The organism is Streptomyces sp. NPDC020747 (assembly GCF_044334695.1).
Classification (GTDB): domain Bacteria; phylum Actinomycetota; class Actinomycetes; order Streptomycetales; family Streptomycetaceae; genus Streptomyces.
This window is the reverse complement of the sequence record NZ_JBIRTJ010000001.1, coordinates 409,856-423,045: the sequence shown is the minus strand read 5'-3', so window position 1 is coordinate 423,045 and position 13,190 is coordinate 409,856. Positions and strand designations below refer to the sequence as shown.

Below are 13,190 nucleotides of genomic sequence, written 5' to 3'. Positions count from 1 at the left end.
GCAGGCATCACCACTTCGGCTTGGGGTGGACCAGGTCGGCTTCCTTCTGTTCCTCGGGCAGGACGATCTGGATCTCGCCGTCCACCCACTGCTGGATCATGTGCGCGCTCTGCGGGCGCCCCTTGTCGTCCCACTTCAGAGGGCCGACGACGGTTTGCACCTCGTTGCCGCGCAGCCACTTCACGAGCTTCTGCTGGCACTCCTCGTCCTGGGAGGCGCACTTGGCGGCCTCGACGGCCGCGGCGACGACCTGCCCGGTGGTGTAGGCGTTGGCCTCGTCCTCCTCCGGGGCCTTGCCGAACTGCTCGGTGTACTTCTCGACGAACTCCTTGTTGCTCGGATAGTCCGCGTGCTGGGTGTAGCCGGTCGGCGCGAGGATGCCCTCGGTCTTGTCGCCGATGGCCTTGGCGAACTCCGGTTCGGTGGGGGCGGTGGAGAAGGCGGCCATCTTCGGCTGGTAGCCGAGCTGTTGGAGGGCGACGATCAGGTTCACCCCGTCCTGGTACTGCGAACCGCCCACCACCATGTCGGCCTTGGAGGAGGCGATCTGCGCGGCGATCGAGCCGAAGTCGGTGGTGTTGGGCGGGTAGACCTCGTCGACGACGGTCTTGATACCGCCTTTCTCCAGCTTGTCCTTCAGCCCGTACGCCGTTCCCTGGGCGAAGGGGTCGTCCATCGCGGCGTACGCCACGGACTTGGGACGCTCCGCCTCGGGCAGCGCCAGGATGTAGTCGGCGAGGTGGTTGTAGTGGTCGCCCGCGACCGCCGGGGCCGCGTAGAAGAGGTTCTTGAAGCCCTGGTCGAAGACTTCCGGGGCCGCGCCGGCCGGCTCGACGAAGAGCAGGCCGTACTCCTCCGCCACCCGGGCCGCCGGCACCACGAGCCGGGTGGAGAACGGGCCGAGGACCAGGTCGACCTGGTCCCTGCCGATCAGTTGCTCGTAGTCGGAGACCACCCGGTCCGCGTTCGACTGGTCGTCGAGGATCTTCAACTCGACCTTGCGGCCGAGCAGTCCGCCCTTGCCGTTGACGATCTTCGCCCATGCCTTGTAGCCGCGCTCCACGCCCTTGCCGGGTTCCGAGAAGTCCCCGGTGAGCGGCAGTGAGACACCGATGGTGATGGGGTCGTCGGGTGAATCCTCGGAGCCGCCGCCCGAGCCGCAGGCACCGGCCGTCAGCGCGGTCGCGGACACGAGGGCGGCAACTCTCCATGAATGGCGCTGTGTTGTGCTCATCGCTGGACTCCCCTGTCCGCAGGCACTCTCTTCGCCGTTCGAAAGCGCTTTCGCGAGCGCTTGCGTACTATGTAAGCCGCGTCACAGGAGCTGAGACAAGCGTCGTGCACGAACCGATTGACAACGCCCTGTTCGGAGGCGGTGACGAATGCCAAGGCCCCGTTCACGACTGCGGCTCGCCGATGTGGCCGAGCGCGCGGGCGTTTCACTGACCACCGCGTCCCGGGCGCTCGCCGGACGGGACGGGGTGCGTGAGGAGGTGGCCGAGCGGGTCCGCCGCATCTCGCGGGAGCTCGGCTACGTCGCCAATCCCCATGCGCGCACCCTGGCGGGGGGTACCGCGTCCACGGTCGGGCTGATCGTCCATCAGATCGACGACCCGTACTTCTCGGAGATCGCGGGCGGGGTCGTACAGATGGCGGGCGAACGCGATCTGATCGTGCAGATCTGCCACTCCGGCCGCGATCCGCAGAACGAACTGCGTCAGATCCGTCATCTGATCGCCCAGCGCGTCGGCGTCATCATCATCGCGGGCTCCGGGTACGTCGATCCCCGGATGGAGGCCGAGTCCAGGGCCGAGCTGTCCGCCTTCCAGGAGGCCGGCGGGCGGCTCACGGTGATCGGCCGTCACTTCCTCAACGCGGACGCGGTACGGCCCGACAACAAGGAGGGCGCCGAGACCGTCACCGGTCATCTGCTCTCCCTCGGACACCGCCGGATCGCGGTGGCGGCGGGCGAGATGCTGCTGTCCACGGTCGCCGACCGGTTCGTGGGGGTGACGGCGGCGTTGGCCGGAGCCGGACTGTCCTCGGACGAACTGCCGTTGGCGCAGGCCGAGTTCACCCGCGACGGCGGGCGCGACGCGGCCGAGCGGATCCTGCGCGACCACCCGGACACCACCGCGATCGTCGCCCTCAACGACGCCATGGCCATCGGTGTCCTCTCCGCGCTCCGCGCCCACGGCGTACCGGTCCCGCACCGGATGTCGGTCGCCGGATTCGACGACGTGTCGTTCGCGGCGGACCTCGCCCCCGGCCTCACCACCGTCCGGCTGCCCCTCGCCGAAATGGGCCGCCAGGCCCTCGCGATGGCCCTCAGACCGCCCGCCTCCCGGCCCCGCCGGAAATCCACCGGCCACGCACTGGTGGTACGCGACTCCACGGGGCCCGCGCCCTCGCGGTGAGACACCGGGTGCGCACTGTCTCGTACTCAGACGGCGCGCACTGTCTCGTTTTGAGACACCCACGCCGTGGACGGCTGGATCATGATCATGAGCGGCTCACGTCCCGGCTCGCCGTGCCCGTGTCCGTGCGGCCCACGGGCCCACCGGGTACGTGGGAGGGCGTCGAGCCGTGGCAAGCAACGGAACTGAGAAGACAGGTGAACATCATGGCCCTCGGACGGCTTCGGCGTCGGCTTTCCAGGGACGCCTCCGCCGCGGCGGGCCTCACGATGCCCCTGCCGCCCGGCGCGGGCGCGGTCGGCTGCGAGGTCGCGGACCCCATGGGGCAGCCCATGGGCGGCGCCGACGTCACGATCACCGCGCTCGACTCCCATCGTGTCGCGGCCCGCGGCACCACCGACCCGTACGGCTTCTTCATGGCCGTGCTGCCGCCGGGCGGCTACAGCATGATGGTCATGGCCGAGGGGCTCACCCCGGTCCGCGAGACCGTCGAGATCGTCGCCGACGTCACCCTCCCCACCCTGCACGCCCGACTGGAACCGGCCCGGCAGCTCGACCTGCCGCCGACCGGCACCTGGCTCTTCGACCCGCCCCACACGGCGATCCGCTTCATCGCCAAGCACGTCGGGATGGCCCATGTGCACGGCCGGTTCGAGCGCTTCGACGGCGGCATCCAGATCGTTCAGGACATCACGGAGTCCCGGGTCCATGTCCGGATCGACGCGTCGAGTATCACGACCGGCAACACGACCCGCGACAACCACCTCCGGTCGGCGGACTTCCTGGACGTCAAGCGGTTCCCCTTCATCGACTTCCACAGCACGCGGTTCGCCTACCGCGGCGGCAGCAAGTGGATCCTCCAGGGCTCGCTGACGATGCACGGGGTGAGCCGCTCGGTGGCCCTGGACACGACGTACCTCGGTATGGTGAACGGCGGTTACGGCGAGGAGCTGCGCTGTGCGGCCCTGGCCAAGGCCGAACTGCACCGCGAGGACTACACGCTCAACTGGCGGAACATGCTGGCCCGCGGCATCGCGGTGGTCGGTCCGACGATCCAGCTCGAACTGGACGTACAGGCGATGTACCGCACGCACGACACGCCCACGCCGCCGGAGTAGCGGGCCCTCTCCGAACCCACCTACCCTCCGGTCGAGTTGAGGGCGTCGAGCAGCCGAGGGCTCGCCGGGGAGCCCTCGTCGGGCGGCCCGGCCGTGCGATGGAGTTCGCCGTCGACGATCTCGTAGTGCCCGATGGCCTCGATCGGCGGCGAGTAGACGTGGACGGTCACGGCGCCCGCGTCGTGGTCCATCCGATGGACGCCCGACCCCGGGAACGAGAACGACTCGCCGGGCCCGTACCGGCGCGCGCGACGCGGGCCGCCCACCGGCAGCCCCTCCTGCCAGGCGGCGCCCTCGATCACATGCACGCCGACGCAGGAACCCTGGTGGTCGTGGTAGCCGGTGTCGCGCGACTGCCACCAAGTGTTCAGCCACGCCTCGGAGTTGGCGTTCCGCCACAGCAGCAGGTATGAGCCGGGGCCGGAGCGGTCGAGCGCGGCGGTGTCGACGAACGCCGCCGCCCGGCGGGCCCGGTCCGCACACTCCTCGGGCCGCAACGGCCGGTCGGACACACCGAGTTCGGCGAGCGCGGTCGGGTCGATCGGGGTCGGGTTCATGGTCATCCCCCTTGTGCCGATTGGGTGTTGGACGACGGTCACGGGTGGCCGTCGCGTGAGGCCGTCGGGCGCGGTCAGCCCTTTCCGGTGAGCAGACGGCGTGGATTGGTGATGCGGAAGGCGTACGCGGTGGCCCCGCCCAGACCGAAGCCGGGCTGCTGCGGCGGTTCCGCGTAGGGCCGGTCCGAACCCATCACGACGACCTCGGTACCGAGGACGCGGACGACCGAGTCGACGGCACGCGGACCGTACGAGGACGTCTCGACGAACACGTCGGGGTCGACGCCCGCCCGGCCCTCGTCCCCGCCACGCGCGGCGAAGCGCTCCCCGTGCAGCGGGGCGAGCCCGGCCAGCAGCGCGAAGCACACCCGCAGCCGGGGATGACGAGGCCGGCCGAACGCCCGGAAGGCGAACCACGCGGAGTGCATCTGCTGCACGTACGGCACCATCGCGGGCCACCAGCCGGGCTCCGGGGACGCACCCGGCGCCGGGCCGGGGTGGACGAACAGCGGGAGGCCGCGCGCTTCGAGCAGATCGAGCAGCGGGGCGCAGCGCGCGTACCCGGCCGCGTCGGTCAGGGCGTTCGCCGGGAGCTGGAGTCCGGCGAACCCCCGGTCGAGGTCCGCGGCGGTCGCGTCGGCGTCGATGTCCCGGACACAGGCGGCGGCCCAGGCCCCGAACGGCTCGGGCAGTTCGGCCGCGTCCTGGTGGTAGGCGGCGAGCAGCGGCCGGGCCTCGTCGGACGGCAGCCACTCCACGCCGAGCGGGGCGGACAGCGAGACGAGCGCCCTGCCCAGCCCGTCGGCGGCGGCCAGTTCGGCACGCCCGGCGACGTCGTGGTCGGCGGCCGGGACCGCGTACGGCGGCTCGCCGGCGGTGTGCAGGGTCCAGCCGTCCAGGAACGGCGGCCTCTCACGCGCTCGCAGGGCCGCGAGGAACGAGGCGGTCCACAGATGCTGGTGTACGTCGACGTTGGTCACGAAGGTCCTTCCACCAGGGCGCACAGAGCGCTTCGTACCTCGTCGGACCCCAGGACGTCGTCGCTCACCCGGTCCACGTCCGCTCCGCAGGGCCGGTCGTCGTCCAGGCGCGGGACCAGCTCGCGGATCGCGCGGTGCAGGAGAGCGGGGCCCCGTCCCACGGTCGCCGGGGCCGCCAGGTCCACGGCCTGGGCCGCGGCAAGCGCCTCCACGGCGAGCAACTGCCGCAGCCTGACCAGCATCGTCGTCAGCCGTCGCGCCCCCAGCGCCGCGTTGGTCGAGTCGTCCTCGACCGCGTCCGCGCCGTGCCGGGGGTCGGTGCACACGGGCGCGGACAGGGCACGGATCTCGGCGACGAGCGCCTGCGCCGTCTTGGCCAGCGGCGCGAAGCCCGAACGCTCAGGACCGTACGGCGAGAGGTTCGCGGGCAGTCCGCTGACAGCCGGATTCAGCAGCCGCCGCATGCGCTCGGCCGAGATCGCCGCGGTCTGCGTCAGCGCCAGCGCGACGGTGTCGAAGCCGAGGGCCAGGGCCGGGGTGTGGAAGTTGCCGGACGAGAGGATCTCCCCGGTGTCGGCCAGGACCACCGGGTTGTCGCCGCAGCCGTTGAGCTCGGGTTCCAGTGCGGCACGGGCGAAGTCCAGGGCGGCGTGCAGCGCCCCGTGCACCTGGGCGGCGCAGCGCAGGCTCACGGGGTCCTGGACGCGCCTCGCGTGCCGCGGATCAGTCAGCTCGCCGCCGTCCAGCAGCGCGAGCAGCTCGTCCGCCGCCCGGGCCTGGCCGGGGGCCGGACGCAGGCCCAGTACGCGGGTGTCGAGCGGGCTCGTGTTCGCCCGGAACCCCTCGAAGGTGAGCGCCGTGACCGCCTGGGCGAGGGTGAGGACGGCGGCCGCCTCGTGCAGGGCGAGGGCGCCGACACCGGCGGCCAGAGGGCTCGCGCTGCACAGCACATGCCCGTCCTTCGGCCCCAGTTCGGCGGGGGCCAGCCCGGCCCGCCGCAGGGCCTCCGTGCCGCCGAGCACCTCACCGGCGACCTCGGCACCGCCCTCGCCGATGACGACCAGGCCGACATGGGCCATCTGACACAGATCGGAGGCGCCGATCGACCCCACCTCGGGGATCACCGGGTGCACCCGTGAGTTGAGCATGGACACCAGCAGCGGCACGATCTCCGGCCGCACCCCGCTGCCACCGCCCGCGATGCCGTTCACCCGGGCCAGCAGGGCGGCGCGTACGACGGGGACCGGCAGCGGATCACCCACCGCGTTGGCCCGTCCCCGCACCGTGCGCACGCTGAACTCGCCGAGTTCGGCCCGCGGCAGCGCGTACGACGAGCGGCTGCCCAGCCCCGTCGTCAGTCCGTACGTCGGCACCTCACGGTCGACCACGTCGTCGACGACCGCGCGGTCGCGCTCCAGCCGGGGCAGGACCTCCTCGGCCAGCACGACCCGGGCGCCGCGGAGTGCGACGGCGGCGACGTCGTCGCAGGTGAGGGCACGCCCGTCGAGGACCACGGCGTCAGCGGCGACGGGCGGGGTAGGAGCGGGAGGCGTACCGGTCATGAGAACCGCAGGTTCTGCCCGAGGCCACGCTCTTCGGCCTTCCTGAGCATGGCCGCGCCCAGCGCGATGTCGGACAACGAGAGGCCGCGATGCCAGAACAGGATCGTCTCGTCGTCGCGCTCACGGCCGGGCTTGTCGCCGACGACGATCTCGCACAGCTCGCCGTACAGGGTCTCCTCGCTGAGCCGGCCCGACTCGACATGCGCGCGCAGAGCACCGAACGGCCCGGACCGGCACTGGCCCCAGTCGTCGACGACGACCTTGTCCATGATGTCGGTGAGGGAGAGTTCGACCGCGCTCATCGTTCCGTACGGTACGACAAGCGCTCCCGGCGCGATCCACTCCGTCCTCAGCAGCGGCTCGGGCCGCTCCAGCCGGGACGCCTCCACGACGATGTCGGCGCCCTCGACGCACGACTTCCAGTCGTCGGTGACGATCACCGGCTTGCCGAGGTCGCGCTCAAGCCGCTCGGCGAAGGCCTCACGGCTCTCCGGACGGCGCGAGTGGACCCGTATCTCGTCGAAGTCGAAGATCCGGTCGAGCAGCCGGACGTTCCAGTACGAGGTGGCGCGGGCGCCGATGTGACCGAGCACCTTGGAGCCGGGGCGGGCCAGGTGGCGTGCCCCGAGCGCGGTGAGCGCGCCGGTGCGCATCTCGGTGATGGCGGTGGCGTCGACCACGGCCACCGGCATGCCCGTACGCGGGTCGAAGAGGTTGAGCAGCGCCATCTCGGAGGGCAGTCCGGCCTTGTAGTTGCCGACGTAGTCGCCCACAATCTTGACTCCGGCCAGCCCCAGTGGCGCGATGTAGCCGCGCAGGACGTTGAAGTGGCCGTTGAACGAGGGGTCGGGCGTGAGATGGACCCGTGGTTCGATGACCGTCTCCCCGCGGCCCTGAGCACGCAGCCCCTGCTCGACGGCGTCGAGCACCTCGGTGTCGTCAAGTTCGAGCTGTTCGATGTCCGCGCCGTTCAGGAACGTGAACCAAATCGGGTCAAACGCCTGCATTCCGGGCACCCTTTCACTTTCTTCGGACGAACGTAACGTCTCGTTTACAAAAGGGGATTGACTGTAATTCAGCCACACACAACTCTGCATGACCATATGCAGTCGGGTAAGGGGCAGCTTTGATCAGATTTGACGCGGTGAGCAAAAACTATCCCAACGGCACGACAGCCGTGGACGAGCTGTCGCTGGAGTTGGCGGAGGGCGGCATCACGGTCCTGGTCGGTCCCTCCGGCTGCGGCAAGACCACGACGTTGCGCATGGTCAACCGCATGGTGGAGCCGACGGCCGGGACCGTGAGCCTGGGCGGCCGGGACATCCGGGAGATCGCCGCCCCGGAGCTGCGCCGGGGCATCGGCTACGTGATCCAGCACGCGGGGCTGTTCCCGCACCGCACGGTGCTGGACAACATAGCGACCGTGCCTTTGCTGCTCGGCTGGGGCAAGAAGAAGGCACGCTCGCGTGCGGCGGAGCTGCTGGAGCTCGTGGGGCTGCCGGCCGCCATGGCCAAGCGCTATCCGTACCAGCTCTCCGGCGGCCAGCAGCAGCGTGTCGGGGTGGCCAGGGCGCTGGGCGCGGACCCGCCGGTGCTGCTGATGGACGAGCCGTTCAGCGCGGTCGACCCCATCGTCCGGGGGGAGCTGCAGGCGGAGTTCATCCGGCTGCAGAAGGAGCTGCACAAGACGATCGTGTTCGTCACCCACGACATCGACGAGGCGATCAAGCTCGGCGACAACATCGCCGTGTTCCGCACCGGGGGCAAGCTCGCGCAGTTCGACACCCCGGAGCGGCTGCTCGCGCATCCCGCCGACGACTTCGTGGCCGATTTCGTCGGCCAGGACCGAGGCATCCGCCGGCTGTCCTTCGTCAAGGCGGCCGATCTGCCGCTGCGGGACGGGCTGGTCCTGCCGGCCGACACTCCCGTGGCGCGGGCCCGGGCGGCGGACGAACCCTGGGTGCTCGTCGTCGACGGGGACCGGCGGCCGCTCGGCTGGGCCGCGGTCGCCGATCTGCCGACCGGCGGCACACTCGCGGACGCCGCGCTGACCCCGCTCGGCCACACGTTCAGCCTGGCCGGTGACTCGGCACGGGCCGCCCTCGACGCGGCGCTCCTGTCACCGTCCCGGCTCGCGGTGGGTGTGGACCCCCAGGGCGCGGTCGTCGGCGTCGCGGACGCGTACGAGCTGTCCGCGACGATGGCCGGGAGCGGGACGCCGGCCGACGCGACGGTCGCGGCCGAAGCGGTCGGCGACCCGGCGACTGGGCCGGAGACGACTGCGTCAGGGACGGCTGCGGCTGCGGCTGCTGCAGAGGCGGACGCGGCCGACGGCGAGGCGGCCGACGGCGAGGCGGTCGGCGCCGGGGCGGCTGAAGCGGAGACGGCCGGGGCTGAGACGCCCGGGGCGGAGACCGCTGACGCGGCGACGACCGAGGCGAGGACCGCCGAGGGCGCGGTGTCCAAGGTGCAGGTCGCCAAGGGCGAGAAGGACGGTGGCGGCGACGCCGCCGCTGACGGCGCGGGCGGTGACGGGCGATGAGAGACGGCGAACCCCTCATACGCTGGGACTGGATCGGCGACCACATCGGCGAGCTGGCCGACTACACCGGCGTCCATCTGCGACTCGGACTCCTGCCGGTGCTGTTCGGACTGATCATCTCCGTGCCGCTCGGCATCCTCTGCCACCGCTGGCGGTGGATCTACCCGCCGACCCTGACCGCGGCCAACGTGCTGTACTCGATCCCGTCGCTGGCCCTGTTCATGATCTTCGTCCGCTACACGGGGCTGACCGAACGCACGGTCATGATCCCGCTGACGCTCTACACGCTGTCGGTGCTCATACCCAACGTCGTGGACGGACTGGCCTCGGTCCCCGAACCGGTACGGCAGGCGGCCACCGCCATGGGATTCGGCACGGTACGCCGTGTCGTCCAGGTCGAGCTGCCGATCGCAGTACCCGTCGTCGTGGCCGGCGTCCGGGTCGCCGCCGTCTCGTCCATCAGCCTCGTCGCCGTGGGGCAGCTGATCGGCCAGGGCGGCCTCGGCTACTACATCACCCGCGGACTCCAGCTCGACTTCCCGACCCCGATCATCACCGCGACCGTACTGATCATGCTGCTGGCCCTCTTCACCGACGCACTGCTCGTACTGGCACAGCGGCTGCTCACACCATGGGCTCGCGGCAAGGGGGCGAGGGCGTGAACGACTTCCTGAACCAGCTGGAGCTCGTCGGCGACTGGCTGACCTCGTCCCAGCAGTGGAGCGGGGACGACGGCATCCCGCACCGGCTCGCGGAGCACCTCACCTACAGCGGTGTGTCGCTGTTCTTCGCCACCCTGATCGGGCTGACGTTCGGACTGCTGGTCGGGCACACCGGCCGGGGCGCGTTCGCCGTCGCGACCGTGGCGAACCTCGCGCGGGCCATCCCCACCTTCGGCCTGGTCGTCCTCGTCGTCACGGTGGCCGGACTGAGCACCACGCCCGTGCTGGTCGCCCTGGTCGCGCTCGCGGTCCCGCCGATCCTCATCAACACCTTCGAGGGCGTACGCGGCGTGGACCCCGACACCCGGGACGCGGCGCGCGGGATGGGGATGACCGGCTGGGAGGTCCTGCTCAAGGTCGAGGTGCCGATGGCGCTGCCGCTGATCCTGCTCGGGCTGCGGGTCGCCGCGATCCAGGTCGTGGCCACGGCGACCGTCGCCGCGTACCCCGGTCTCGGCGGTCTGGGGCGCTTCATCGTCGACGGACTCGCCCGCAACAACTACGAACTGGTCATCGGCGGCTCTGCCGTCGTCGTCCTGCTGGCGCTCGTCGTCCAGGCCGTCTTCACCGTGCTGCGGCGCGTCGTCGTCTCGCCGGGGCTGCAGCCCTCGGCGACCAAGTCCTGATCTCCCGAGTTCCTGATGTACCGGGCTCCCACGCTCCTGAAGGCCCCGAGAGCTCCTGAGGGTTCCTGAGGGCTCCCAAGAAAGGAAACACCCATGAAAGCCATCGTCCGCGCCACCGCGTTCGGCCTGATCACCACGTTCGCCCTGACCGCCTGCGGAGGCGGCGGCGACAGCGACGACAACCCGCTGTCGGGCGGCAGCGAGGACAGCGGAGGTGGCAAGTCCATCGTCGTCGGCTCGGCGAACTTCCCCGAGAACCAGCTCCTCGCCGAGATCTACGCCCAGGCCCTGGAGGACAAGGGCCTGAAAGTGACCCGCAAGTTCGACATCGGCGCCCGCGAGGTGTACTACGACCAGGTGGTCAAGGGCGGCATAGGTGTCTTCCCCGAGTACAACGGCGCGCTGCTGTCCGTCGCGGTCGACAAGAAGAGCACCGCCACCAGCACGGAGGAGATCAACGCGGAGCTGAAGGCGAAGCTCCCGAAGTCCGTGGAGATACTCGACTCCGCCGCGGCCGAGGACAAGGACTCGGTCACGGTCACCTCCGAGATCGCCGCCAAGTACAAGCTCAAGACCCTCGCCGACCTGAAGCCGGTCGCGAAGGACATGACCATCGGCGCCGGCTCGGAGTTCAAGACCCGCACCCAGGGCGGTGTCGGTCTGAAGACGGTCTACGGCGTCGAGTTCGGGAAGTTCCAGCCGCTGGACGCGGGCGCCCAGAGCACCCTGCTGAACCTGCTGAAGGACAACAAGGTGCAGGCCGCCAACCTGTACACGACCGACCCCGCCATCGTCGAGGACAAGCTGGTCGTCCTGGAGGACCCGAAGAACCTCTTCTCCTCGCAGAACGTCACGCCCCTCGTCTACAAGTCCGCGGTCGACGACAAGGCCAAGGCGGCGCTCAACGCCCTCTCGGCCAAACTCACCACCGAGGACCTGCTGGAGATGATGAAGAAGCTCGTCAACGACAAGGAGGACGCCTCCGACGTCGCCAAGGAGTGGCTGTCGAACGCCGGCCTCGCCGGCTGACGCCGACGCCGACGCTCGTCCGGACCTTCCGCACCGGTCGCGGAAGGTCCGGTACGCCCGGCGAGGAGTCGTATACGCCCGGCAAGGAGCCCAGCTGGACGGCCGAAGAGCCCGGCAGGACGGCCGAGGGTCGGGCACGCCCGGCAACGAGTCCGGTACGCCCGGCAGGAGGGGGACCAAGGTGACCGACACGGACGGGGCCGACGTCGGCGCGGGCGCCCCACAGGGGGCCGTCGCGCCCGCGCGGCTGCACCAGCTGTTCGAGGGACGCAGGCTGACGCCCACGCAGCGCCGTATCGCCCACTGTCTGGTCCGGCAGACCGCCGCCGCACCCTTCCTGTCGAGCGTGGAACTGGCCCAACTGGCCGGAGTCAGCCAGCCGTCGGTGACCCGCTTCGCGGTCGCCCTCGGCTTCGACGGTTACCCGGCCCTGCGCAGACACCTGCGGGACGTGGCACCCGCCGGGCCGGCCGTGGACGCGCGGCCGGCCAACCCGTACCAGCAGGCGGTACGGGCCGAGATCAGCCATCTGCTCCAACTGGCGTCCCTGCTCGCCGATTCCGGGCCCGTGGAACGCGCGGGACGGCTGCTCGCCGCCTCGCGGCCACTGCCGGTGCTCGGACTGCGTGCCTCCGCGGCCCAGGCCCGCGGCTTCGCCTACTTCGCGGCCAAGGTCCACCCGGACGTACGTCTCCTCGACGAGGGAGGCTCACGGCTCGCCGACCGCATCGACATGGCCAGGAACGCCGGTGCGAGCGCCCTCATGTGCTTCGCCCTGCCGCGCCACCCGGCCGAGCTGATCGCCGCACTCGACCACGCCCGCGCGACGGGCCTGACCGTGGTGACGATCGCCGACGGCACCTTCGCCCCGGTGGCCGCCCACAGTGATCTGCTCCTGCCGGCCGCTGTCGGCACCGACCTGGTCTTCGACACGGTGAGCGCCCCCATGCTCCTCGGCCAGGTCCTCCTGGAGGCGATGTGCGACGCCCTGCCCGACGCCCAGGCCCGCCTGGAGGAGTTCGACACGAGGGCGGCCGCACGCGGCCTGTTCGTCGACTGACCGGCTCGGGCGAACACCGCGCGACGGTCGATGCGCGGACGCCGGTCACCGGGCGCCGAACCGGTCACGGGCCCTGAACCGGCCTCGGTCACCGGGCGCATACGATAGGGTTCACCTGCGTGTTCACGCGGAACTCCGCGACGAAGCGCATCGGGACGTGGCGCAGCTTGGTAGCGCACTTGACTGGGGGTCAAGGGGTCGCAGGTTCAAATCCTGTCGTCCCGACAGAGCGAAGGGTCTTCGCAGGCGAGAGCCTGTGAGGGCCCTTTTCGCGTGCGGGTGTTGTGCCGACGCTCAGCATCGTCGGGGGAGGGGTGCGTACCTCTGGCTGGAACCGATCATCATCAACGTCCGATATTTCGTTCGTGGTTCGAAGTTTCGATGCTGAAAAATAGAGCGGTGTCCGAGGCGCGTCAAGACCCTTGCCGTGAACCCGTGTAGAGGGCCGCCGGCCCGACGCCCCGCGCTTCCGTCGCGTTACTCAAACGTGACGTCCTCCTGCTGCAGGACCCCTTGACCGGCATGAATTGTTAGCGCTCACAATGACCTCCGCAATCACCGGCCGACATCCAGGGAG

Annotated in this window: 11 protein-coding genes, 1 tRNA gene and 1 pseudogene; 8 read left to right on the top strand and 5 right to left on the bottom strand. The window is 70.6% G+C overall.

Annotated features, from left to right (window positions below; genetic code table 11):
• Positions 1-7 precede the first annotated feature (7 nt).
• Positions 8-1,234, bottom strand: a complete 1,227-nt coding sequence (locus ACH4YP_RS01720) for an amino acid ABC transporter substrate-binding protein (protein WP_361051386.1) — start codon at positions 1,232-1,234, stop codon at positions 8-10.
• A gap of 148 nt (positions 1,235-1,382) precedes the next feature.
• On the opposite strand from ACH4YP_RS01720, the gene ACH4YP_RS01715 reads away from it, so the two are divergent.
• Positions 1,383-2,417 (top strand): LacI family DNA-binding transcriptional regulator, encoded by a 1,035-nt coding sequence (locus ACH4YP_RS01715; RefSeq protein ID WP_398488854.1) that lies wholly within the window; start codon positions 1,383-1,385, stop codon positions 2,415-2,417.
• 206 nt (positions 2,418-2,623) lie between these two features.
• On the top strand, positions 2,624-3,535 hold the full coding sequence (locus ACH4YP_RS01710) for a YceI family protein (protein WP_361051392.1): 912 nt from the start codon (positions 2,624-2,626) through the stop codon (positions 3,533-3,535).
• 20 nt (positions 3,536-3,555) lie between these two features.
• On the opposite strand, the gene ACH4YP_RS01705 is transcribed toward ACH4YP_RS01710, so the two are convergent.
• The 4 genes from ACH4YP_RS01705 to ACH4YP_RS01690 form a co-directional block, all read right to left on the bottom strand.
• Positions 3,556-4,092, bottom strand: a complete 537-nt coding sequence (locus ACH4YP_RS01705) for a hypothetical protein (protein WP_361051395.1) — start codon at positions 4,090-4,092, stop codon at positions 3,556-3,558.
• 74 nt (positions 4,093-4,166) lie between these two features.
• The gene (locus ACH4YP_RS01700; protein WP_398488852.1) at positions 4,167-5,072 is read right to left on the bottom strand and encodes an amidohydrolase; all 906 of its coding nucleotides are present in this window, start codon (positions 5,070-5,072) and stop codon (positions 4,167-4,169) included.
• Entirely contained in the window at positions 5,069-6,634 is a 1,566-nt protein-coding gene (gene hutH / locus ACH4YP_RS01695) for a histidine ammonia-lyase (protein WP_398488851.1), read from the bottom strand. The genes ACH4YP_RS01700 and hutH overlap by 4 nt, the downstream gene beginning before the upstream one ends.
• Positions 6,631-7,641: an ornithine cyclodeaminase family protein gene (locus ACH4YP_RS01690; RefSeq protein ID WP_361051404.1), complete on the bottom strand. Its 1,011-nt coding sequence runs from the start codon at positions 7,639-7,641 to the stop codon at positions 6,631-6,633. Before ACH4YP_RS01690 ends, hutH begins: the two co-directional genes overlap by 4 nt.
• 119 nt (positions 7,642-7,760) lie before the next feature.
• On the opposite strand from ACH4YP_RS01690, the pseudogene ACH4YP_RS01685 reads away from it, so the two are divergent.
• The 6 genes and pseudogenes from ACH4YP_RS01685 to ACH4YP_RS01660 form a co-directional block, all read left to right on the top strand.
• Positions 7,761-8,909, top strand: a pseudogene (locus ACH4YP_RS01685) (ABC transporter ATP-binding protein); the annotation flags it as partial.
• Between the two features lie 263 nt (positions 8,910-9,172).
• Entirely contained in the window at positions 9,173-9,838 is a 666-nt protein-coding gene (locus ACH4YP_RS01680) for an ABC transporter permease subunit (protein WP_361071778.1), read from the top strand.
• Positions 9,835-10,524 carry an ABC transporter permease gene (locus tag ACH4YP_RS01675; protein WP_361071775.1) on the top strand — a complete coding sequence of 230 codons (690 nt, stop codon included), beginning with the start codon at positions 9,835-9,837 and terminating at the stop codon, positions 10,522-10,524. Before ACH4YP_RS01680 ends, ACH4YP_RS01675 begins: the two co-directional genes overlap by 4 nt.
• Before the next feature lie 102 nt (positions 10,525-10,626).
• Positions 10,627-11,553, top strand: coding sequence for an ABC transporter substrate-binding protein (locus ACH4YP_RS01670; RefSeq protein ID WP_361071780.1), 927 nt, complete (start codon positions 10,627-10,629; stop codon positions 11,551-11,553).
• A gap of 181 nt (positions 11,554-11,734) precedes the next feature.
• The gene (locus ACH4YP_RS01665) at positions 11,735-12,613 is read left to right on the top strand and encodes a MurR/RpiR family transcriptional regulator (RefSeq protein ID WP_361071772.1); all 879 of its coding nucleotides are present in this window, start codon (positions 11,735-11,737) and stop codon (positions 12,611-12,613) included.
• A 151-nt stretch (positions 12,614-12,764) separates the two neighbouring features.
• Positions 12,765-12,838 (top strand) — tRNA-Pro (locus ACH4YP_RS01660).
• Positions 12,839-13,190: the final 352 nt, after the last annotated feature.